The following is a 22,315-nucleotide window of genomic DNA, read 5'->3' as shown; positions in this document are numbered from 1 at the left end:
GCGCAAATGCCCTGTCGCTACCGGTATTCCGGCAGCGGCAGGGCATTTCCGTGCCACAGCGGATTGTGCGCGTCGAAAGCTACTGCCCCGCCAGCACAGCCTCAACGGCGGCGGAGACTGCTTCCTTGATCCGGGCGTGGAGCTCCCGCAGCGCCCGGCGGTCCGTGCGGACCTCCACGATGCTGCGCCCCTGCACTGGCCGGTCCAGCGCCTCGGCGAGTCCCGCCGTCGTACTCACCAGGGAATGCCCGACGCCGTACGCTGCGGCGAGTGCCGCGATGTCCACGGAGTGCGGGGTGCCGAAGAGGCGCTCTACGGCGTCTCCATAGCGGCCGGCCTCCTCCACTCCCCCGTGCTCGAGCAAGCTGAAGATGGCGCCGCCGGAATCGTTCAGGACCACGATCCGCAGGTCCGGCTGTTCTTCACCGGCGCCAAGGAGGAGCCCGCCCACGTCGTGCAGGAAGGTCACGTCGCCCAGCAGGACGGTGGTCTGCTGCCGTCCGCCGAGGGCGATGCCGGTGGCGGTGGAGATGGTGCCGTCGATGCCTGCCAGGCCCCGGTTGGCGTACACGGTGGCGGCTGGATCCGCGCCGGGAAGTCCGGCGAGGTCAACGTCGCGGATGCCGTTGGAGGAACCGAGCAGCAGCTGGCCGCGTGAGTGTTTCCAGACCAGCGCGGCCACGGACGGCCCGGTAGCGGCGGCCTCCGCGGACACCACCCGGTCCAGCGCGTGCTGCGCGGCCGATCCAGCCAGGAGCCACGTGTCCAGCCAATCGGAGGCACCGCGGCCGGCGAACGCGGCGAGGTCCGCGAGGTTCTCCAGTGGGAGCTCGGTGCGCCGTCCCGGCTCGTACCAGGCCACCGGGACGGGCTGGTACAGGGCGGATTCGACGTCGGCACTGGCCAGCAGCGCCGCCACGGGACGGGACAGCGTGGGCCGGCCGAACAGCACCACGCGCTCGACAGGCTGCGCGGAACCGGCCCGGAAATGTTCCAGCAGCAGCCGGTACGGGCCTACGGCGTTGGGCCCAAAGCGGGAGTTGGAGGAGGGCTCTGCGAGCAGCGGCAGGTTGTGGGCGCGGGCGAATGCTTCGGCAACCGGACCGGCGTCGTGCCCTGCGAGCACCACCGTTCGCCGCTCCGGCAGGGTGTCCGGGGCCGGCGGCAGGTTCATGACCAGCGGCTCGGATCCTACCCGATAACGCTGCCGCTCAACGGCCCCGGGGAGCCCCTCGTCAGGGGCGGGAACCAGCGGGTCGCGGAACGCGAGGTTGAGCTGGACCGGGCCCGGCGGAAAGTCCGGGAATGCGCCAGTTGCCGCTGAGAGTCCGGTCTGGATGGCCCGCTTGGGGTTGCTGCCGGCCCGAACGTCGGCGGCGAACCGGACGTGCTCGCCAAAGAGGTCCGGCTGCACGGTGGTCTGGTTGGCTCCGGTTCCGCGGAGCTCATCCGGCCGGTCTGCCGACAGGACAATCAGCGGGACGGCGGCGTGGTTGGCTTCCATCACGGCGGGCATCAGGTTTCCAACGGCGGTCCCGGACGTGGTGAGGACGGCCGCGGGCGAGCCGCTGGAAAGGGCCAGGCCAAGTGCGGTGAAGCCTGCCGAGCGCTCATCGATCCGGACCAGCAGGTCCACCCGGCCCGCGGCAGAGGCTTCGGCGAGGGCGTATGCCATGGGGGCCGACCGCGAACCCGGCGATACCACCACGTGCCGCACGCCGCCGTCGAGCAGGACGTCGACGGCGATCCTCGCCGCAGCGAGCGCGCTTAGCTCAGCGTCGGGGGCGTCAGGGCTGCCCAGCCCAGGGGTGTCCGGGGCTGGTTCGTTCAACGAAGTCACCAAACCAGTCTGCCACCCTCCAACGCCCCATCACCTCCTGCCCCAATCCACCACACGCCCCATCACCTCCTGCCCCAATCCACCACACGCCCCATCACCTCCTGCCCCAATCCACCACACGCCCCATCACCTCCTGCCTTCATAGGCCCGAAAGGTGATGGGGCGTTCCCAAAAAGGGGGCGGGAGGTGATGGGGCGTTGCCGAAAAGGGGGCGGGAGGTGATGGGGCGTTGGAGCGAGCGGAAGCTCACACGAGTTAGGTACACTGCACCCAAGCAACAGACCCCAGCACCCGAAGGACGCCAATGAAGCGCAAGGCCACCGCCCTCGACGTCGCCAAGCTGGCAGGCGTTTCGCGCAGTGCCGTGTCGCTGGTACTGAACGGCCGCGGCGACGGAAACGTGGCGCTCGAAAGCCAGCAGCGGATCCGGGAGGCAGCAGCGGCGCTCAACTACTCCCCCAACAAAATCGCCCTGAGCCTGCGCAACCAGCAGTCGCGCATCATCGGAATCGTGTCCGACCAGGTGGTCACCAGCCCGTTCGACGGCAACATCATTGCCGGCGCGGATGCGGTGGCCCGGGAACATGGCTTCGTGACGGTGGTCATGGATACCGAACTGGACGAGTCCCGCGACGAGAGCGCCGTGGAAACCCTGCTGGACCGCCAGGTGGACGGCCTCATGTACGTGACCGTGGGGCTGCGGCCGCTGCACGTGCCCGCAAACATGGCGCGTGTCCCGTCGATCCTTGCCAACTGCTTCGATGACCGGCCGGAGGCAGGGCTTCCGGCCGTGATTCCTGACGAAGTGCGCGGCGGACGGGAAGCCGCGGAGCACGTAATGTCCCTGGGCCACCGGGACATCGCGTTCCTCGCCGGCGATTCCCTGACCCCCGCGGCGCCCCGCCGGATCGAGGGTTTCCGCGACGCCTTCAGCGGCGCGGGGATGCCTGTCACCCAGGACCGCGTCATCCAGGTGGGCTGGGACATCGACGCCGGCTTCCATGGCGCCATGCAGCTCCTCGAAGGGGTGGAACCGGCCGCCCGGCCCACCGCCATCCTGTGCGCCAACGACCGCCTGGCCATCGGAGTGGTGCTGGCCTGCTACCGCCTGGGCCTGAGCGTCCCGCAGGACGTGTCCGTGATGGGATACGACGACGAATTCCGCATCGCCAAGGCCATGGTTCCGGCACTGAGCACCATGGCCCTGCCGCTCCGGGAAATGGGGGCGGCAGCCATGGCGTCGCTGCTCGCCGAGGTGGGGTCGGCGCCCGAAGGAACGTCCGACGACGGCGGCCCGGCTGCGGCGGCCGTCTCCGGCGCCGCGCGGGAGACGTTGGTCCCTTGCCGGCTGGTGGTCAGGGAGTCCACCGGCCCGGTCCCGGCCGGACGCTGAACGCGGCGCCGGCCGGGACCCACCGGACGGGTTCGGAGCGGGCTACGCGGGCCTGGCCAGGCTCCACACGTCCGCAGTCGCCCCAGCGGGAAGGCTCAGTTGCCACTCCTCCCCCGCTGCCGGGTAGGCACGCAGTGTGGTGGCCACCGAGCCTGTACGGTACACCTCCACCAGGGAGGCGTCCACGAACACCCGCAGTTCTTCCCCTGCGTCGACGCTGCCGCTGAAGACCACGTGCCGGCTTCCGTTCCCCACCAGGAGCAGTTCCACCAGGCCCTCTGCGCCTGCCCTCACCACAGCCTCGGCGAAGGCTGGCAACGACACCGTCCCGGATGCCCGGCCGGTGCGCAGCTCTCCGCGGTAGGCATCCACTTCCGGGGCGGGGCTGACCGCAAGGGAACCGTCCACTATCGTAAGCTCGCGCGGGAAGGTCAGGACCCCCGCCCACCCGGCGGCGTCGATCTCTTCCTGGCTGCGGCCGCGGCGCCCGTCCCGCCCCGGACCTTCGTTGGCCCAGCCCCACAACAGGGCCCGGTTCTCCAGGGACACCACTTGCGGGGCGTAGAAGTCGCGGCCCAGGTCGGACTTTCCGCCGGTCCGCGGCGTGAACACGGGCAGCCCTGTGGCAGGGTCTTCGGACAGCGATCCGATCAGGTGGCCCACCCCGTTGGCGTGTTCGTGGGAGTCGCCGGCGAGCCAGAGCGAGAACATCATCAGCCAGGTGCCCCCGCCAGGGGCGCCGGTGTCGGGCACCTGCACCAGCTGCGGGCATTCCCAGATCTCGGCCGGGGTGAATGTGCCGGCCACCGGGTTCTCGGAGGTCAGCCAGATGCCCTGGTACTTCCAGTCGGACAAATCATCCACGGTATAGAGCAGCAGCGCGGCGTGCCCGTTGGCCAGTCCGGCGCCCTGCATCGCGTAGCGCCTGCCGTTGAAGCGGAAAATGAAGGGGTCCCGCACTGCGATGACCAGTCCGTCGGCTGGCATGGTGGCGGCAACGTGGCCTGCCTGCTCCCAGCTGACAAGGTCCTCCGAGCCGCGGGCGATGACCACCTGGGAGTGGCCCCCGTCGCTGCGGACGCCGGAGTACGCAGCGGTGGGAACACCGTCGTCGTTTGTCACCACCCCTGTCCAGCAGCCGTACTCGTCCGGACCGCCGTCCTGCGGGCGGAGCGCCACCGGGTGCTCCTCCCAGCGGACCAGGTCCGCCGAGCTCACGTGTCCCCAGGCGATCCTGTGGTGCCGGGCCGAGTCCGGGTTGTACTGGAAGAACACGTGGTACCGGCCGTTGATGAAGCTGATGCCATTGGGATCGTTGATCCAGCCCTGCGCGGGGCGCGGGTGGAAACGGGGGAAAGCGGGATCGGGGTGGGCGGCGGCTGCGTCGTCGAAGGTGACGGTGCCGGGGTGGACGGCAGCGAGGTCCGGGGAGGTCATGGAACGGCCTTTCGGGCTTGAGGGAGGGAGGTTTACTTGCCGGTTCCGGCCGTGAGGCCGTCCTGCAGGGCGCGTTGGCCGAAGATAAAGACCACCAGCGCGGGAATCATGGACAGGACCACGCCCGCCAGGACCACCGAGATGCTTCCGGTGCCCAGGTTGCCCTGCAGTGAGACCAGGCCCAGCGGAAGGGTGAAGTTCTGTTCGGAAATGGTGAGGATCAGCGGGCGGAAGAACTCGTTCCAGTGGAAGTTGAATGCCAGGATTCCCACGATCGCCATGCCGGGCATCGCCAGCGGGGCGTACACGGAACGGAATGTCCGCCACGGGCTGGCGCCGTCGATCGAGGCGGCTTCGGCTAGTTCGGCCGGCAGCCCCATGAAGTACTGGCGCATCAGGAACGTGCCGAACGCCGTCGGGATGGCCGGCAGGATCAGAGCGAGCAGGGTATCGGACAGGCCCATGCCGCGGATCAGCATGAAGACGGGGACGATCGTCACCTGTACGGGCACCATCATTGTGGCCAGCACGATCGAGAACAGCGCCCCGCGCCCGCGGAATTTCAGGTGCGCGAACGCGTAGCCGGCCAAGGCGGCGGAGACCATCTGGCCTACCGCGATCACGCCGGTGACCAGGGCGCTGTTGAGGACCAGCAGGAAAATATTCAGCTGCTTGAACACTTCCCCGTAGGAGGTGAAATCCGGGTTCCAGGGTATGAACGACGGCGGCAGCTTGAAGGATTCCGACGGCGACCGCAGCGACGTGGACAGGGTCCAGAGCACCGGACCGAGCGTCAGCGCGGCGGCGAGCAGCAGCAGGAGGATCCGGACGGCGAAGCTCCAATTGAACTTCTTCCGGTTGGGCGTGGTGACGGGGAGGCCTTCGGAGAGCCGGGGGGAATGTCCGGCCAGGCCGTGGTCAGTTGTGGTTGTCATGGCTGGCCTCACTGGTAGAAGACGAATCGTTTGCTGAGCCGGAATTGCGCGGCCGTGATGGCCATGATGATCAGCGTGAGCAGCACGCCGATGGCGGACGCCTGGCCGAATTCGAGCCGCTGGAAGGCTGATTCGAAAATCACCATGACGGCGGTGCGGGTGGAGTCACCGGGGCCGCCTCGGGTCAGGACGTAGGGCTGGTCGAAGACCTGCAGGGCGCTGATGATGGCCATGACCGAGGCGACCAGGGTGGTGGGGCTCAGCAGCGGCAGCGTCACGTGGAGGTGCTTGCGCCAGCCGGTGGCGCCGTCAATCGCGGCTGCCTCGTATGTCTCGACCGGAATGGAGGCCAGTCCGCCGATGAACAGGAGGAAGCTGAAGCCGAAGTTCTGCCAGACGTACACCAGGATCACGACGGCGGCCGATCCGCCGGGGGTGGTCAGCCAGGGCACGGCGGGGATGCCCACCAGGGACAGGAACCAGTTGACCACGCCGAACTGTTCGTTGAAGAGGTACCGCATGAAGATGGACACCGAGGCGGCGGACAGGATCAGCGGAAAGAAGAACGCGGACCGGAAGAACACCCGCAGCCATGCCGGCATCTTCTCCTGCACCATGACCGCCAGTGCCAGGGCGAGTCCCAGCTGGAGTGCCACGGCCACCACCACGAACACGATGGTATTCAGGAAGGAAACCCGCACGGTGGGGTCCTGGACCACTTCCGAGAAGTTGTCGAAGCCCACGAAGGTTGGTGCCGAAATGATGTCCCAGCGGAAGAAGGCCAGGACAACCGAGGCCACGATGGGGATCAAAGTGAAGAGGCCCATGCCCAGGATGGTGGGTGCCAGGAAGATCCAGGCCAGCCAGCGCTGGTTGTGCCTGGCTGCGCTGCGGCCGCCGGTGGTGCTGACACCGCCGGTGCCGCTGGTGCCGGACGTGCGGGCCGTCGTCGTACTTGCCCGGCCGGCCGCCCGCTTGGGCCGTTCCCGGGGCGGGGTGGTGGTGCTCATGACTGCCTCCTCAGGGCAAGTTCAAGGTCGCGCTGCATGGATGCGAGGGCCTGCTTGAGCTGCTGCTCGTCCCCGCTGACGGCAAGGGAAACGTTCTTCATCAGGGCCGTTTCGACGGCGGCCTGCTGGGGCGGGGCCGGGATGGGGCCCGTGGTGGGGAACCGGTCCAGGGTGTCGTAGAAGACCTTCCAGTGGGCGGGACCCTTGCCGGCGTACAGCTGCTCGTTGACCATGGAACGGCGCGCCGGAGTGGTGATCGGGTTGGGGAAGATCAGTTCCATGGCCTCGCGGCTGGAGCTGAACTTGATCCATTCCCAGGCGGCGTCCTTGTCCTTGGCGGTCTTCATGATCGCGTAGCCGGCGGTGCCGAACTGGTGGCGCTGGGTCTTCCAGCGCGGGAAGAACTGGACGTCAAAGTCGTTGGCGCCCATGCCGGCTTCATGAAGTCCCTGCACCCAGTAGCCGCCGGCGGGAGTGGTGCCGATCCGGTTGGAGGCGAACAGGCCCACCAGGGAACTGCCGCCGCCTTCTTCCGGCCGGACGCCCAGGCCGTCTTTGACCAGGCCCCGGAGGTAGTCGAAGGACTCAAACACGCGGTCGTCGTTGGCGTTCGGTTCCAGCCACTGGTACCCGCCGGAGCGGAGGCTCCGGGAGGGATCGTTGGCGTAGAAGCCGTCCCACAGCCAGTCGCCGCCCGCGGACCTGGTTTCCTTGAGGAAGCTGGTGTCGTTGGCGTAAAGCCACGGCACCACCCCGCCGAAGAGCCGGTTGGTCCAGTAGTAGGGCGTGAAGTCAGAGGTCCGGGCCTTGCGCATCGCTGCGAGGCTGTTGCGGAAATCCATGTGGGTCCAGTCGTCCGCGGGCCGGTCCAGGCCTGCCTGCGCGAAGGCGGCGGTGTTGTAGTACATGTTGGCCGCGTTCCAGTCCATGGGGAGCTGGTACAGGCTGCCCTTGTACATGAAGGCTTCCACCAGGCTGGGGTGGACGTCCTCGAAGAACTCGCGCATGTCCACGGCGTCGCGGCGGATGTACTCGTCCAGCGGGTGGGCAAGCTTTTCGGCGAACAGCTGGGCGCCCTCGGTTGCCACGTACACCACGTCCGGCGGGGTTCCGGCGGCCACCATGGTGAGGATCTTGGTGAAGAAGTCTTTCCAGTCAACGGCCTGGATGGCCTGGACCTTGACCCGGATGTCCGGGTGGATGCGGGTGAATGCGTCGATGGCACGCTGGCGGGCGGCGGCGTCCGCGGCGGTGCCCATGATGGCGATGCTGAGGCTGTTGTCTCCGCGGCCCGGTATGTCCGTTCCGGAGAGCCGCGGCCACGACGCCACAGTTGCTCCGATGATTCCCGCGCCGAGGGCACCCAAGGCAGTACGGCGGGTGATGTCCCGCAGCTGCCCGTCTATGGCTCCGGTCATATCCTTTTCCTTCCTAACACGTGTTAGGAACTGTAAATGACCGACCTAACACGTGTCAAGCATCACATCAAGACGGCATCGTACTGCCCTTCCCTTAAACCCGGAACGCCCCATCACCTCCTGCCCCTAAAGCCGAAACGCCCCATCACCTCCTGCCGCAGCGGGCCGAAAGGTGATGGGGCGTCCGGGAAAAAGCGCCGAAAGGTGATGGCGCGTCCGTGGTGGGCAGACGGTTAGCCGCGGAACACCTGGACCACTGAGGGACGGGGCGCGCGCACCTGGCCGGGGGCCGGCGTCGTGCCTGCCGGGACGTAGTCCGGGAAGAAGGAGTGCGGCGCCTCGAAAGTGCCTTCCTCGCCCGGGTGCTGCACGGAAACGAACACGGTGCGCTCGTCGTCGTGGATGACCGGGCCGCAGGTTTCGGCGTCGCGGGGAACGGAAAGGAACTGCTCCACCTTGCCGCGCTCGGCGCCGTCCAGGGTGACCTTGAAGAGGCCGTCGTTGTAGCCAATGCCGGAGGGGGCGCCGTCGGTGGAAATCCAGAGGTTACCCACGGAGTCGAAAGCCACGTTGTCCGGGCAGGAGATGGGCGAGACCTTGTCCGCCGGGTAGCCGGAGAAGTAGGTGACATCGCCCTGCGCCGGATCGCCGCAGACCATCAGGAGGGTCCAGTTGAACAGGGTGGAGGTCTGGTCACCGGTCTCGGTGATTTCCACGATGTGGCCGTCGCGGTTCTGCGTGCGCGGGTTGACCTCCGTGGCGCCTTCCTTGGTGCCGGTCCCGCGGTCCGAGTTGTTGGTGCAGACCACGTACACCTTGCCGGTGTGCAGGCTGGGCTGGACGTCCTCGCAGCGGTCCATCTTGGTGGGGCCCACCTTGTCCGCGGCCAGGCGGGTGTAAACCAGGACCTCCTCGACGGACATGCCGGGGACTGCGGACTTGCCGCCGACCACCAGGGGCAGCCATTCGCCGGTGCCGTCGAATGCGCCGTCGGAGGGGACCACACCGGTGCCCGTGATTTCGGCGGCCGGCGAGTTTCCGGTGAACTTGGCGACGTAGAGGTCGCCTTCGGAGAGCAGGTTCATGTTGTTCCTGCGGTCGCCTTCGACGTACTTGCCCTTGGAGACAAACTTGTAGAGGTAGTCGAACTTCTCGTCGTCGCCCATGTAGGCAACTACATGGCCGGATTCGGCCACGATCACGTTGGCGCCCTCATGCTTGAAGCGGCCCATCGCGGAGCGCTTCTTCGGGGTGGAGGTGGGGTCGAACGGGTCGACTTCCACGATCCAGCCGAAGCGGTTGGCCTCGTTCTCGTAGCCGGCATTGCGGGTGTCGAAGCGGGGGTCGTCCAGTTCCCACTTGCGGGCGGTGGGCTTGGCGGTGAGGCCGTAGCGCTTGTCGCTGGCCGCCGTGCCGGCGGAGACGAAGTAGCCGTTGAAGTTTTCCTCGCCGGAAAGGATGGTGCCCCAGGGGGTGGTGCCGCCGGAGCAGTTGCCGAACGTGCCCTTAATGGCGCGGCCGGACGGGTCGGCCACGGTCTTCACCAGCGACGAGCCGGCAACGGGGCCGGTCAGTTCGTAGGTGGTGTCCGAAAGGTAGCGGCGGTTCAGCGGGGCGCCCTTGACGTAGCTCCACGGCTTGGTGGTGTTCTTGCGCTCGAGTTCCACCACGGCCAGGCCGTGCGCGGCGCGGCCGATAGCTCGGGTTTCCACCGGGTCGTAGCCGGCCGGGACCATGATGTTTTCGTTGGTGTACTCGTGGTTGGTGAACAGCACTGCGCGGCGGCCCTTGCTGCCCGGGATTTCCACGATGTCCGTGTAGTCGTTGTTGTAGCCGAACTGGCGGGCCTGGGCGGCAGCGGTCTGGTTGTTCAGGTCGAACTCGGGGGAATCGTTGAACAGCGGGTCGCCCCAGCGGATGATCGGCTGCCAGGTGAAGCCCTCCGGCACGGTGAAGGCGTCAACCGCTTTGTCCACGGGCTTGATGGCGGTGAACTGCAGCTTGGAGTTGCCGAAGCCTTCCTTGGCGGCCTTGGACAGGCCCGCGGCGGAGGCAGGCTCGGCGGAGCTTACGGCGGAACCGAGGGCGACGGCGAGCGCTCCGGCGGCGCCAAGGCCCAGGGCGGCGCGGCGGGACATCGTGGCGGAGGCGATGTCGCGGAAGTAGCTGTTGGAGCTGGTGTTGCAGACGTCGCCGGCACAGGCGTTGTCGCACTTGAGCGCACATGTGACCGGGCTGCGCTTGCCCTTGGTATGGCCGAGCATGGGCAGCAGGGTGAACTTGCGGGCAGTTTCAGACATGGGGAACCTTTCGAAGGAATGTCCTTGAGGTGCCCGATCACCCTTCCAGCCGCTTCCTAAGGAAACCCATCCATTTGATGAATCCAGGGTTAACCGCCCGTGACCTGCAGGAACGTTTCATCCGTCAATGCAGGTGGTACCGCCCCGTTCCGTGGGTTGGCTGAACATCCAACGGCTGCTTCCCGCTGGCGGTGGGCGGACTTAAAATTGGAGTGCTGGGCGGACGGCGCCATCAGAGGTCTGGCCGGACACGGCGCTGCAGGCGGCCCAAACACGTCACCCTGTCCAGAGCGGATGCCCCGGCATGAGCACGAACAGACCTGTGTGGCGGCGGGCGGTCTTCGCCGCCGTCCTCGCCGTGACCGGCTGCACCTACACCCCGGACGAGCCCGCCCCCTCCCCAAGCTCCCCCAACCCCTTCGGTTCCCTTGAAAACCAGGTGAAGCTGTTCATGAACGACGGCGCGGTGGCCACCGTCGTGCAGGTCAAATGGCCGGAAGGTGAGTGGTCCAAGGCCTTTGGCATGCGCGACCTTGAAACGAGGACCCCGGCACAGCCCACCGACCGGGTGCAGATCGCCAGCGTCACCAAAACGATGACGGCCGTGGCAGTACTCAAACTCGTCGACGACCACCTCATCGGCCTGGACGACCCCGTAAACGACGTCATCCCCGGCTTCACAGCACTCAAGCCTCCGGGCCCCATCACCGTGAGACAGCTGCTCAGCCACACGTCTGGCATGCCGGAGGCCAACGATGCGTTGCCGCGCGACGTCGACTTCCGCCCAAGTGTTTCCCGGACGATGACGATGGAGCGGGGTTTGCAGCTGGCCGGCACCCTCCCGTGGGATGGGTCCAGCGTCGGCTCCTTTAGGTACTCGAACACGAACTACCTCGCACTCGGCCTGCTCATCCAGGAACTGCGGCATAAGCCCTTCACCACCGTCATGCGTGAGGAGATCTTTGGTCCGCTTGGTTTGAAGAGCACCACCCTGCACCACCTCGACCCGCTCGAATCCGGGCTTCTCCACGGCTATGTGACCCTCCGGGGTGAGCGGATCGATACCACCGACAACATCTTCAGTGCGGGTTCGCCGGCCGTGGGCGCCGTGTCGACAGTGGAGGACATGAACCACTTCATGGCGGCCCTTTTCCAGGGCCGGGCAATCTCCGCCGCGTCGTTGGGCGCGATGACGGCGAAGACCGTCTTCTCGCCGTACGGGCTGGGCCTCTGGGAACACGCAGATGGCTGCTCGCCCCAGCCGCGCTACGCGGGCAGGGGGCTCTTCTGGGACTATCAGACTGTGGCGGTCAGCAGCAGCGACGGGCGCTACCAGGCCGCGATGACCGTCACCACCCCGCCGCTTCCGACAGAGCTGGAGGATGAGTCCACCCAGAACATGCGCGAACTCCTGGTCGGCCAAATCGAGTCAACCCTTAACGAGGCCCTCGACCGGCTGTGCGCGCCGGCCAAATGAGGAAACACCACTCCCCGATTGGTGGCCGTCTTCCTCAACCCACGGGATGCCCGTGCGAGCAGTGGTCCTCCCCCGGCAGGATCTCGTGCCCCTGGATGCAGGTCCGTTGCGGGGCAAGGGGCCGGTCATGGCTGCTGAGGAAGATACTGCTGGAGGCACGCTCGATGCCCTCGTCCTCCCGCCTCAGCCATTCCGCCAGGTGCAGCCGGTGATGCTCCCCGGAGTTTTCCCGCTTTTTCGATTCATCCGCCTGATGCCTGAAAGGTATCACCATGGCACTCGCGACCTTAAGTAACGTCCCTGTTCGGTGCAGGGAGGAACCGGTGGAACCATGATAGGAGCCCCGCAACCCTCCGGCAATCACCCGCAGGACGCCACCTGCAGCGACATCCAATGCCGGCTAACTGCCCTCTGGGCGTGAAAACGGCAGCTTACTCAGCAGTCGCTGGAGTGAGGAGGGCGTGAAAACGGCAGCTTACTCAGCAGTCGCCGGGGTGAGGAGGGCGTGGACACGGCGGAGCCTGTCCAGCCACCAGTCCCGCCGGTCCGCGGGAGCCGCAAACCTCTCCAGCAGCCCGGCGTCGGCGGCCACGTCGCGGAGGCGGATGGCGCCGTCGTCGGCCACCAGGGGATCCAGGATGACGTCGGATTCAAAAAGCGACACGGTGCCCAGGCCGCAGGCGTAGGGCAGGCCGGGCAGAGCGGCGGCCAGCGCCAGGCCGGCGCGGATGCCCACGGAGGTGTCAAGGGCGGAGCTGACGACGGCGGGGAGTCCGGCCTGTGCCACGATGTCCAGGGCGCGCCGCACTCCCCCAAGCGGCGCCACCTTGACCACGATCAGGTCCGCCGCGCCCGCCCGTGCCACCCGGAGGGGATCGGTTTCCTTCCGGACGCTCTCATCCGCCGCGATCAGCACCGGCGTCCCGGCCTCCTGCAGCCGCCTCCGGACCTCGGCAAGGCCCTCGATGGAAGGCACCGGCTGCTCGGCGTACTCCAGCCCAACGGGCGCAAGCCGGGTCAACGCCTCCACGGCGCCGGCAACGTCCCACCCGCCATTGGCATCCACGCGGATGGCCGCATCCGGCAAAGCGGCGCGCACGGCACGCAGCCGGGATACGTCGTCGTCCAGTGACTGCCCCCGCTCCGCCACCTTGACCTTGACGGCGTCCACCCGGCCGAACCGTGCCAGCACATCCGGTACCCGGTCCGCGGCGACGGCGGGCACCGTGGCGTTGACCGGCACCGACGTCCGCACCGGGTCCGGGAACCCCTGCCATCCCGCCTCGATGGCCGCGGCCAGCCAGCGCGAGGCCTCGGCGTCGCCGTACTCCGGGAAGGGACAGAACTCGCCCCAGCCCACGGGACCGCGCAGCAGGAGGGATTCGCGTTGCATGATGCCGCGGAACTTCACCCTCATGGGCAGGGTGACCACGTGGGCGTCAGCAAGCAATTCGTCGAGGGGCGGAACTGGCCGGGGCGTGCCATAGGGGGAAGGCGGAAAACCGGGGTTGGGCATGCCGCTTACTGTACGCGGCGGGCCGCGTGGTTCAGATCCATTTGTTGTGCTTGAACGCCAGGTAAAGGACCAGGCCCATGGCCACCATCAGGCCCAGCGCATAAGGGTAGCCGTAGGTCCAGGCCAGTTCGGGCATGTTGGTGAAGTTCATGCCGTAAATGGATGCCACCAGGGTGGGAGCGAACAGGATGGCAGCCCAGGAGGAGATGCGTTTGACCTGTTCGTTCTGTTCAAAGCTGGACTCGGTCATGCGCTGCATTTCATCGTTCTGGCGCTGGGCCACCAGGGCGGCGTTGACGGCCAGGGCGTTCTGCAGCAGGGCGCGGAAGGAGGCAACGCGTTCGTTGAGCCGGATGACATGGTCCAGGACATCCCGGTAGTGGTCCCGGAGTTCTGTTGCCTGGTCGCGGTCCGGAGTTCCGGCCATCAGGGCCTGCAGGATCCCGGCGAGCGGGCTGGTGGCCCGTTGGAAGGTGATGACCTGGCGGGACAGCTCGTAGATCCTGCGGGACACGTCGGGATCGGCCCCGAAGAGGTCGTCCTCGATTTCATCGATGTCGTTCTCCAGGCCGGCCACCACGGGCTCGTATTCGTCCACCACCTGGTCCAGGATTCCGTAGAGCACCGCGTCCGGGCCCAGGGCCAGGAACTCCGGCATGGCCTCCATGCGGCGGCGGACTTTGGCCAGGTCCGGGGACTCTGCGTGACGGACGGTGACAACGTACTCATCGCCCACGAAGACGTGGATTTCGCCGAAGTCGACCTTCTCCACGTCGTCCCGGTACCTTGCGGGCCGCAGTACCAGGAACAAGCACTCGCCGTAGTGCTCCAGCTTGGCCCGCTGGTGGCCGGCGAGCGCGTCCTCGACGGCCAGGGCGTTGAGGTCGAATTCCTCGCCTACGGACTGCAGTTCCTCAGGGTCGGGCCGGTACAGGCCGATCCAGGCCATCCCCTCGCGCTGCCGGAGCAGGAAGTACGTCTCGTCGAGGTCTTCGGGGTCCTCAGTGCGGAGCCCGTTCACATATACCGCGTTGTCGATAATGGTCACGGTGCCGCCTCCCGCTCATGCTCCCAGTCGTCCAGCAGGGCCGGCATCCGTGAGTTGAGGAACCGGTAGAACCGCGCCATGTCCGCCACGCGTGCCCGTGCCGGGGATCCGTCCGGGAGCGTTTCGGCGGTGGCATCCGTCAGTGCCGCAAGCTTGTCGTAAACCGGGCTGTTCCGCATGGACACCACGTACCACTCGTCTTCATGCAGCGCGTACAGGTCGCGGCGGCTGCCCGGCTGCGAGATCCGGTGCACGAAGCCCACCGTCTGCAGGTAGCGCACGGCGCCGGAGACTGCCGCCGCACTGGCCCCCAGCCGTTCCGACAGCTCTGCCGCGGTGAGGCTGCCCTGTTCCGAGGACACCAGCGCCAACAGCGTCCGGGCGGGCATCTTGGGGAACCCCGCAGCGGCGAACGCGGCGGCCGTCCGTTCGGCCGCCGCGGCGGTGGCGTCCACACCACGGGCACCCGCACCAGCGCCGCCCGTCAGCTCGTCCAGAGCGGCCACCTCGGCATCGGCGCTCATGCCGACCCCACCTCCCGCCGCCGCATCACCGCGACAGCCAGCGCCCCGGCCACCGCGGCAATGGCCAGCATCCACCACGCTCCGCTCCAATCAGTCGCGTCACCGCGCGGCACGGGCGTGTGGGTGAACGGGGACAGGTCGCGCAGGCTTTGGTCGATGCCCAGCATGCCGCCGAAAATACCCAGCATCACGCCCAGGGCCAGCAGCCCCCAACTGGCGGCGACGGTGGCGGAAGGCCACAGGACAAACACCAGGGCGGGCACCGCGAGGTAGATCATGGCCGCCGGCAGCTGGGCCACGGCGGTCTGCCAGAGGGCATCGGCCGGCATGGACCCGTCCCCGGTGCCGGTGAGCGTGGCCCATGCCCCGACCGCGGCGAGGCCCACCACCAGCACCACGGCCGCCGCGCCCAGCACCAGGTACCCGGCAAGCCACCGGACCCGCCCCACCGGAGCGGACAGCAGCAGTTCGGCGGTCCCGGCTGCTTCCTCCTGCCGCAGCCTGATCACCGCCTGCAGTGCGCATGCTGCCGCAAGGACCCCGGCCATCATGAACAGCACGGAGACCATGAGCTGGGTCAGTGAGGTCCCCTGCGACTGGAGCATGGCCCGCAGCACCGCGGTGATGTTCGTGTCAGGGGTGTCGACGGCGGCAATCGCCTTCCCCAGCGACCCCGCCAGCAGCCCCAGGGCCAGGCCGCTGAGCCCCCACCCGATGATCGATCCTGACTGCAGGCGGAGGGCCAGCGCCGCCGGGCTCCGCAGCGAGGCCCGGGCGCCGGGCCGTCCCGGCCGCGTATCCCAGACACTCGCGCCGGCGTCGCGCGCGCCCAGGATCAGCCACGCCGCGGCGAGGCAGGCCACGCCGAGTGCCACGACCAGCAGCAGCGGCCAGGTGCGGTTCCCTGAGTAGGCGAAGGTCTGCTGGCCCCAGCCGATGGGTGAGAACCAGCTGGCCGCGCCTTCGGTCATGGTGGTCCCGTCCGCCCCCGGCGTTCCGGTGGCGTCGCCAATCCCGCGCACCACGTAGGCCAGGACCACCAGCGCGGCCGAGGCGCCGTTGGCCCCGCGTGAGGTCCCCATGAACTGGGCCACGAGCAGGCCCACGCCCAGGAAGGCGAGGCCGACGGCGCCCGTTGCGGCTCCGGCGGTCAGGGAACCTTGTGGGTCCAGGCCCTGGGCGGCGAACCCGGCAAAGACTGCGAGCGCCACCAGGATGTTGGCCGTGATGCCGTGCAGCAGGGTGGCGGTGTAGGGCAGCAGCCGGCCTGCCGGCGTGGCGGCGATGAGTTCGGCGGCGCCGGTCTCCTCGTCCGCCCGTGTGTGGCGCACGGCGAGGAAGGTACTCATCAGGCCGGCCAGCAGGGCAAGGAAGGCGTAGATCAGGAAGAACGTGAAGGCTCCCTGGTCCGCTCCGCGGGGAAGGCCGCGCAGCATCAGGATGGCGGGCGTGGCGATCGCCACTTGCAGGATCTCGGTGCGGCTGGCTGCATTGCCGTAGGTCTGGGTGACGGCTGCGGCCGCGAACAGCGCGAATGCCCCGATGGCCACCACCCAGCTGACCAGTTGCCAGCGGTCCCGGCGCAGCCGCTGGCCCCAGAGGACCAGGAGGACGCCCATGTCAGCCCCGCCCCCTCGCGCCGAGCAGGTGCCGACGGGAACCGTGCTGGTCTTCGCCGGGGGCGCCGGCGTGGGTGCCTTCGTCCGCGGGGGCGTCGCCGTATTGCCGCAGGAACAGCTCTTCGAGCGACGGCGGAACGATCGTCAGCCCCTGTACGCCCAAGGCGCCCAGCGCGGGCAGTACCTCGGCGATCCGGTCCGAATCGGCGGTGAACCTGATCCGCCCGGCGTCGTATGCCAGGTCATGCACCGCACCCAGCCGGGCCAGGGCCTCAGCGTCCAGGCCGTCCGCGGCGAAGGAAACCTCTGACCTGGTGAGGTGCCGCAGGGAGTCCAGCGTGCCGCCGTCGACAATCCTGCCGGCGCGGATGATGCTCACACGTTGGCAGAGCACCTCCACCTCGGAGAGGATGTGGCTGGACAGGAGCACGGTGGCACCACGTTCGACGGCGGCCAGCAACTCCCGCCGGAACACTTCCTCCATGAGCGGGTCAAGGCCGCTGGTGGGCTCGTCCAGGAGGTAGAGCTCGGCTTCGGTCGCCAGTGCGGCGATCAGCGCGAATTTCTGCCGGTTGCCCTTGGAATACGCGCGTCCTTTCTTGGCCGGGTCGAAGTCGAAGACCTGGCACAGGCGGTCCTTCCGGCGGTGGTAGGCGGCAGCGTCGGCGGTGCCGCCGCGAAGCCGGGAGAGCAGGTCGATGGTTTCGCCGCCGGACAGGTTGGGCCAGAGCCGGACGTCACCGGGAACGTAGGCCAGGCGGCGGTGCAGTTCCACGGCCTGGGTCCACGGCTCAAGCCCCAGGACGGTGGCGGACCCGGAGGTGGCCTTGGCCAGGCCCAGGAGGACGCGGAGCGTGGTGGATTTCCCGGCGCCGTTCGGGCCGAGGAAGCCGTGGATTTCCCCCTGTTGGACGTCCAGGTCCAATCCATCGAGGGCCCGGACCTGGCCGAAGTGTTTGTGCAGGTTCACTGTCTGGACAACGGTCTTCATGGTTCAAGTCTTCGAAGTTTTCACAACTTTGTGAAGGTACTAAAGTCCCAGCTATGAGCTCCGACAGTTCCCCGCCAGGCGCGCAGGCCACCCGCCAGGCAACGGCGCCACTCTACGCTGCGGGATTCGTCTCGGCTTTCGGAGCCCACAGCATCGCAGCGGCTTTGGGCGCGGAGAGCGAAAACATCGGCCTGACCCTGCTTAACCTCGGCATCCTCCTGGCCCTCTACGACGTGGCCGAGGTCTTCCTGAAACCCGTGTTCGGCGCCCTGAGCGACCGCATTGGCGCCAAGCCCGTCATTGTCGGCGGCCTGTTCGCCTTCGCCGCGCTGTCCCTGATTGGCCTCGGCGCAGCTGACCCGCTGTTCCTTGCCCTCGCCCGGCTGGGACAAGGCGCGGCGGCCTCTGCGTTCTCCCCGTCGTCGTCCGCCATGGTGGCAAGGATGGCCCGCGGCGGAAAAGCCGGAACCTACTTTGGCCGGTACGGGTCCTGGAAGAGCCTGGGCTACATCATTGGGCCGCCGCTGGGCGCCGGGCTGATCCTGGCCGGCGGATTCCCCTTGCTCTTCGGCGCCCTGTCCGCGCTGGCGGCGGCCACGGCCGTGTGGGTGCTGCTCTCGGTGCCGCATCTGGCACCCCTGCCGCGGAAGCGGTATACGGTGATGGACCTGGCGCGGCAGGTGGGCGAGCGCCGTTTCCTGGTCCCCACCCTGGTGCTTGCCGCGTCGACCGGGGCGCTCGGCGCCGCCGTCGGCTTCCTCCCCGCGCTGGCCACCCGCCACGGGCTTGATGCGTTCGCCGGCACGGCCGCGGTGAGCGTGGTGGCACTGGGCTCGGTGCTGACGCAGCCGTGGATCGGAAGGCTGCGGGACCGGCACGCCGTCAGCGACAACAAGGGCACGACGGCGGGCCTGCTCCTGGTTGCCGTGGGCATCGCTTTGGTGGCGGCCGCCCCGGGAGTGGTCACCATCTTCCTCGCGGCGGCGCTGATCGGGTGCGGGATCGGCGTGGCCACCCCTCTGGGGTTCGCGCACCTGGCGGACACCACGCCGCCGGAGCGGATGGGCCGGACCATGGGCTCGGCAGAGCTGGGGCGCGAACTCGGGGATGCCGGCGGACCCCTGCTGGTGGGGGCCATCGCCACGGCAACGGCCCTGCCGTTCGGGCTTGGCGCGCTGGCACTGCTGGTGGCTGCCGCTGCCATTCCCCGGCTGGACCCGGTCAGGCCTTCCGACTGAGCGGCCTTCCAGCTTTTTGTGTCAGGGTTAAGGGCGATGACTTCTTCACGGCAACTCTCCACCAGGACTCCGGCTCGGCCTGCCCCGGGCTCGGCGTTCCTGTTCGTGCTGTCCACTGTGGCGTGCGTCGCCGGGCTGCTTGCCACCTACTGCTTCTTTGTCCAGACCACCACGGGCCAGTTCATTGATGAGTCCGCGCTGGTGGAAGCGGTACAGATCCACGGACCTGCCGGCAAGGCCGCTACCCAGTTCCTCGACTGGCTGCCCACCATTTCACTGGTGATGGCCGCCGTCGTGGTCCTGTTTGTCACCGTAATCCGGCGGCACTGGGTTGAAGCCGGGATTGCCGTGGCAGCGTGCATCGGGGCGAATGTTGCCACCCAGGTGCTGAAGGACCTGCTGCCGCCGCGCCCGGACAAGGGGGTACTGACTTTGGAGCTGAACTCGCTGCCCTCCGGCCACACCACCCTGGCCGCGTCCGCTGCGGCGGCGGTGTTCCTCATGGCCTCACCCCGCTGGCGCCCGATGGCCGGCTTCATTGGCGGCTCCTTCGCCATCGCGTCCGGGGTGTCCACGCTGATCAACCAGTGGCACCGGCCGGCCGACGTGGTGGCCGCGTTCCTGCTGGTGGGCGCCTTCATGATTCCGGCGGGCTGGCTGATCCTCCGGCGCGGGTCGTGGAACGAGTGGGACGGGTTCGGTGACCATATCGGTTCTGCGCGGATCTGGCTCACGCTGCCGGTGCTGATCGGACTGGCCTCAGCCGGGGTGGCGGTCTATTCGCTGATCCGGATCGCGCCGAGCCCTTGGCAGGAATCCAGCACCACCAACTACTTCTGGGCCGGCATCTCGCTGATCGTGATCGCGGGCTACCTGGCCACCGTGGCCACAACGTCGCTGTTTGCGTTTGCCGCACGCCGGCGGGACGTCCACAGGCGGTAGCCGCTCAGCCCGCGGTTTCCCCGAAGTCCCAAGTGAGCACGGCCGGGCTTACCGCCGGGAAGTCTTGAGCCAACCTTGAGGATTTGCGGTCCCCGGGCTTGATGGGGGCGATGGATAGTTGCTGGTGCCTGGGCGGCGTTTTGAAGTGGGCGCCACCAGGCATTCCTGCTTTTCCGGCGCGCGGCGGCCGTCGATCAGGGCTCGAGCCGCCTGCGCAGGAGGCAGAATTCGTTCCCTTCGGGGTCCTGCAGGACGTGCCACTGCTCGTCGCCGGCCTGCCCCACGTCCGCCGGCCGTGCGCCGAGGGCCAGCAGCCGTTCCAGCTCGGCGTCCTGGTCCCGGTCCACGGGGCTGACGTCGATGTGCAGCGGAAGCCTCCACACCCGCGGGTTGCTGCTGGGGCTCAGGATGATCGTGGGCTGCAGTCCGCCGAACCCGGCTTCCGGCCCGATCTCAATCGCCCCGTCCTCCCTGTCCAGCTCCACATAACCAAGGACTTCACTCCAGAACCGCGCGAGCAGTTCCGGGTTGGCGCAGTTCAGGACCAGTTCACTGATGCGGCATGACATGGTGCCAGTGTAAGGACCGTGTGGTGCTACGACGCGGATCTTCCTCCTCGACCCGCCTCTTCCCCGCCGCGGCCCACAGCCACCTTCGACCCGCTTCTCCTTCTTCGACTCGCTCATTCCCTTGCGCGGCCCACATTCCAGGAGCGTCGCGGACGATGTCGGTCGGAGAAGCATTTGCGCGTCGCCAGAATCCCGGGAACCAGCTCGGCGGGAGACGGTGCCACTGCATGGGGGGATGCAGCGGCACCTTCTTCCGCCGAGCTGGCAAGAGGAAAGCTCAGGCGCAATAGATCTTCTTGTTTCCCGTGCCGATCTCCAGGCCCACCTTCACATACGCGGTGGCCTGGGCACCGCCTGCGAATGCGGCCACAATCCTGACCGTCGCCGGGGTGGTGGTGACCTGGGTGAAAATCGTGGAGTCTCCGAAGAGCGATACGCTCCCGGAAGTACCGAACGGGCCGGCCAGGTCCGAACTTGCCCCGTAGACCCCGTTGGTTCCGGCTGCCGAGAAGGTGAGCTTCGTTGGAGGCTCGGAGAAACCCGAGTATGCCAGGGATACGTACTTGTTCGCGTTGTCTACGTTGCTGCACACGGGGGTGTTGAACACAGGTTGGGACCAGGTTCCGGATGCGGTGGCGGTCATGGTCGCGGTCGCGCTTTGCTGCCAGAGTGCGGACGCCGCGGCGGCGCCGGCACCGAGCAGCACCGTAAGTACGAAGGCCCCGACGGCGAGCGCCGCGCCTGGAAGGGTCCGGAACCGTGCCATCTACGCAGCCTCGGCAGCCGGCTCATCGCCCTTGCGGGTCTTGCGGAGGGACGTGTACACCGTGATGGCTCCATAGCCGATCAGCGCCACCGCTGCGATCACCGTCCATGTGCCACGGTCTGAGTTCCCCAGGAAGTTCGCCACGAAACCCACGTACGGGACGGCGTAGAACAGCTTGCCCTTGACCTGGATGGCGCGGACCGGTTCTGGATCGTTGGCTCCGTTGTTGTCGCCCTTGGTGATCAGGGTCTTTTCGCCCTGCTGGGTGGAACCGAAGCCGACAATCCGGTGCGTTTCCACGTCCGGCCGGCCGGAATAGAGCTGGAAGGTGACGACGTCGCCGTACTTGAGTTCGTCAAACGGCGCGGGCTTCATCACCATGAACGTTCCCGGCGGGTACTTCTGGACCATGGACTTGGTGAGGATTGTGTAGGACTGTGAACCCGTCGCCACCGGCACCACAATCAGTACCAGGGCGGCGAACAGTGCCACCAGCATGGCGGCCATGCTCAGGAAGCGTCCGACGGCGGTCCAGGCGGCTTTGCGCCCGCGTGCCGGCTTTGGCGCGGCTGCCGGAGATTCGGGTTCGGTGTCTCCGCCGAGAAGGCGTTCGGTCAAGTCAGCAGCCACTGGGCACCCCGCAGAGTTGACGTGCGGTGAGTGGAAGGGAGATCGTCACTGCTTGTCCTTTCACTGTTGACGGGGTGCCGGAGGCGAGGCTGACCTGGAAGCAGAAGATGGTGGACGCGCCTTTGCCCACCGTGGGCGAGACGAGGCCGCTGGTGCCGATCTGCGCGTAGCCGGTGCTGGAGCTGCATTCCGTCGAGGAAACGGCGGTCTTCGCGCTCACGATGATGTAGGTGGCAAGGACTCCGCCGTTGAGGTTCGCCAGGCTCGGCGCCCCTACGGTGATGGCGGTGTTGAACTGGCCGCCGGCGTTGGTGTTGTTGGTGACCACCACGCCGCCGTAGACCGAGGTTCCCGGCCCTAAGGTCCCTGCCGGAGACAAGGTCAGGGTCGCCGAGGTCTTCCCGTCCGCGAGCGTCATGTTGGTCGTCGTGCCGGTGTTGACCGCCTGCAGCGTCGTATCGAATGACGCCGACGTGATGGTGCCCGGAGTTGCCGATGCCACGGCATTCCAGAGTGCGTAGGTTCCCTGCACGGTGAACAGGCCCAGGACCACTGCGAAGGCGACCAAAGCTGCCGTCTGCAGCCTGCGCTTCGTGCGCATGGTCCCCTCCTGGTGTTGGTGCGTCTCCTGCTGTTTCTGGCCGGGCGCTTGAACCGCCCGG

At 67.7% G+C, this 22,315-nt stretch carries 20 protein-coding genes; 4 read left to right on the top strand and 16 right to left on the bottom strand.

Features of this window, described 5'->3' with window-relative positions; translation table 11 throughout:
• Nucleotides 1–79: 79 nt before the first annotated feature.
• A complete protein-coding gene (menD, locus tag PV772_RS03220; protein WP_347885464.1) occupies nucleotides 80–1,831 on the bottom strand; it encodes a 2-succinyl-5-enolpyruvyl-6-hydroxy-3-cyclohexene-1-carboxylic-acid synthase in 1,752 nt (583 codons plus the stop codon).
• Nucleotides 1,832–2,144: 313 nt separating this feature from the next.
• On the opposite strand from menD, the gene PV772_RS03215 reads away from it, so the two are divergent.
• A complete protein-coding gene (locus PV772_RS03215) occupies nucleotides 2,145–3,233 on the top strand; it encodes a LacI family DNA-binding transcriptional regulator (protein ID WP_347885338.1) in 1,089 nt (362 codons plus the stop codon).
• A 42-nt stretch (nucleotides 3,234–3,275) separates the two neighbouring features.
• Here PV772_RS03215 and PV772_RS03210 read toward each other — a convergent pair whose 3' ends face one another.
• From PV772_RS03210 to PV772_RS03190, 5 genes are all read right to left on the bottom strand, one after another.
• Nucleotides 3,276–4,670 carry a glycoside hydrolase family 32 protein gene (locus PV772_RS03210; RefSeq protein ID WP_347885337.1) on the bottom strand — a complete coding sequence of 465 codons (1,395 nt, stop codon included), beginning with the start codon at nucleotides 4,668–4,670 and terminating at the stop codon, nucleotides 3,276–3,278.
• A gap of 32 nt (nucleotides 4,671–4,702) precedes the next feature.
• Nucleotides 4,703–5,605, bottom strand: a complete 903-nt coding sequence (locus PV772_RS03205; RefSeq protein WP_141159639.1) for a carbohydrate ABC transporter permease — start codon at nucleotides 5,603–5,605, stop codon at nucleotides 4,703–4,705.
• Between the two features lie 8 nt (nucleotides 5,606–5,613).
• Complete coding sequence (locus tag PV772_RS03200) at nucleotides 5,614–6,615, bottom strand: sugar ABC transporter permease (RefSeq protein ID WP_347885336.1); 1,002 nt, start codon at nucleotides 6,613–6,615, stop codon at nucleotides 5,614–5,616.
• Nucleotides 6,612–8,033, bottom strand: coding sequence for an extracellular solute-binding protein (locus tag PV772_RS03195; RefSeq protein WP_347885335.1), 1,422 nt, complete (start codon nucleotides 8,031–8,033; stop codon nucleotides 6,612–6,614). Before PV772_RS03195 ends, PV772_RS03200 begins: the two co-directional genes overlap by 4 nt.
• Nucleotides 8,034–8,266: 233 nt before the next feature.
• Entirely contained in the window at nucleotides 8,267–10,333 is a 2,067-nt protein-coding gene (locus PV772_RS03190; RefSeq protein WP_347885334.1) for a PhoX family phosphatase, read from the bottom strand.
• Nucleotides 10,334–10,637: 304 nt separating this feature from the next.
• On the opposite strand from PV772_RS03190, the gene PV772_RS03185 reads away from it, so the two are divergent.
• Entirely contained in the window at nucleotides 10,638–11,810 is a 1,173-nt protein-coding gene (locus PV772_RS03185; RefSeq protein WP_347885333.1) for a serine hydrolase domain-containing protein, read from the top strand.
• Nucleotides 11,811–11,844: 34 nt separating this feature from the next.
• On the opposite strand, the gene PV772_RS03180 is transcribed toward PV772_RS03185, so the two are convergent.
• The 6 genes from PV772_RS03180 to PV772_RS03155 form a co-directional block, all read right to left on the bottom strand.
• Complete coding sequence (locus tag PV772_RS03180; RefSeq protein ID WP_347885332.1) at nucleotides 11,845–12,084, bottom strand: hypothetical protein; 240 nt, start codon at nucleotides 12,082–12,084, stop codon at nucleotides 11,845–11,847.
• A 201-nt stretch (nucleotides 12,085–12,285) separates the two neighbouring features.
• Nucleotides 12,286–13,326 carry an o-succinylbenzoate synthase gene (locus tag PV772_RS03175; RefSeq protein ID WP_347885331.1) on the bottom strand — a complete coding sequence of 347 codons (1,041 nt, stop codon included), beginning with the start codon at nucleotides 13,324–13,326 and terminating at the stop codon, nucleotides 12,286–12,288.
• Nucleotides 13,327–13,357: 31 nt separating this feature from the next.
• Nucleotides 13,358–14,374, bottom strand: coding sequence for a magnesium/cobalt transporter CorA (gene corA / locus PV772_RS03170; protein ID WP_141159633.1), 1,017 nt, complete (start codon nucleotides 14,372–14,374; stop codon nucleotides 13,358–13,360).
• Nucleotides 14,371–14,898 (bottom strand): MarR family transcriptional regulator, encoded by a 528-nt coding sequence (locus PV772_RS03165; RefSeq protein WP_347885330.1) that lies wholly within the window; start codon nucleotides 14,896–14,898, stop codon nucleotides 14,371–14,373. The genes corA and PV772_RS03165 overlap by 4 nt, the downstream gene beginning before the upstream one ends.
• Complete coding sequence (locus PV772_RS03160) at nucleotides 14,895–16,517, bottom strand: ABC transporter permease subunit (protein WP_347885329.1); 1,623 nt, start codon at nucleotides 16,515–16,517, stop codon at nucleotides 14,895–14,897. The genes PV772_RS03165 and PV772_RS03160 overlap by 4 nt, the downstream gene beginning before the upstream one ends.
• 1 nt (nucleotide 16,518) lies before the next feature.
• Nucleotides 16,519–17,508 (bottom strand): ABC transporter ATP-binding protein, encoded by a 990-nt coding sequence (locus PV772_RS03155; RefSeq protein WP_347885328.1) that lies wholly within the window; start codon nucleotides 17,506–17,508, stop codon nucleotides 16,519–16,521.
• A gap of 53 nt (nucleotides 17,509–17,561) precedes the next feature.
• Between PV772_RS03155 and PV772_RS03150 the strand changes: the two genes are divergently transcribed.
• Entirely contained in the window at nucleotides 17,562–18,746 is a 1,185-nt protein-coding gene (locus PV772_RS03150; protein WP_347885327.1) for an MFS transporter, read from the top strand.
• Nucleotides 18,747–18,782: 36 nt separating this feature from the next.
• Entirely contained in the window at nucleotides 18,783–19,688 is a 906-nt protein-coding gene (locus tag PV772_RS03145) for a phosphatase PAP2 family protein (RefSeq protein ID WP_347885326.1), read from the top strand.
• Between the two features lie 194 nt (nucleotides 19,689–19,882).
• Here the strand turns inward: PV772_RS03145 and PV772_RS03140 are convergent, their stop codons facing one another.
• From PV772_RS03140 to PV772_RS03125, 4 genes are all read right to left on the bottom strand, one after another.
• On the bottom strand, nucleotides 19,883–20,257 hold the full coding sequence (locus PV772_RS03140) for a VOC family protein (RefSeq protein WP_347885325.1): 375 nt from the start codon (nucleotides 20,255–20,257) through the stop codon (nucleotides 19,883–19,885).
• A gap of 277 nt (nucleotides 20,258–20,534) precedes the next feature.
• Nucleotides 20,535–21,023 (bottom strand): hypothetical protein, encoded by a 489-nt coding sequence (locus PV772_RS03135; protein ID WP_347885324.1) that lies wholly within the window; start codon nucleotides 21,021–21,023, stop codon nucleotides 20,535–20,537.
• Nucleotides 21,024–21,653 carry a signal peptidase I gene (locus tag PV772_RS03130; protein ID WP_347885323.1) on the bottom strand — a complete coding sequence of 210 codons (630 nt, stop codon included), beginning with the start codon at nucleotides 21,651–21,653 and terminating at the stop codon, nucleotides 21,024–21,026.
• Nucleotides 21,643–22,254 (bottom strand): hypothetical protein, encoded by a 612-nt coding sequence (locus PV772_RS03125; protein WP_141159624.1) that lies wholly within the window; start codon nucleotides 22,252–22,254, stop codon nucleotides 21,643–21,645. Before PV772_RS03125 ends, PV772_RS03130 begins: the two co-directional genes overlap by 11 nt.
• Nucleotides 22,255–22,315: the final 61 nt, after the last annotated feature.

It is taken from the genome of Pseudarthrobacter sp. CC12, assembly GCF_039907755.1.
Classification (GTDB): Bacteria; Actinomycetota; Actinomycetes; order Actinomycetales; family Micrococcaceae; genus Arthrobacter; species Arthrobacter niigatensis.
This window is presented reverse-complemented; position numbering and strand designations above follow the sequence as displayed.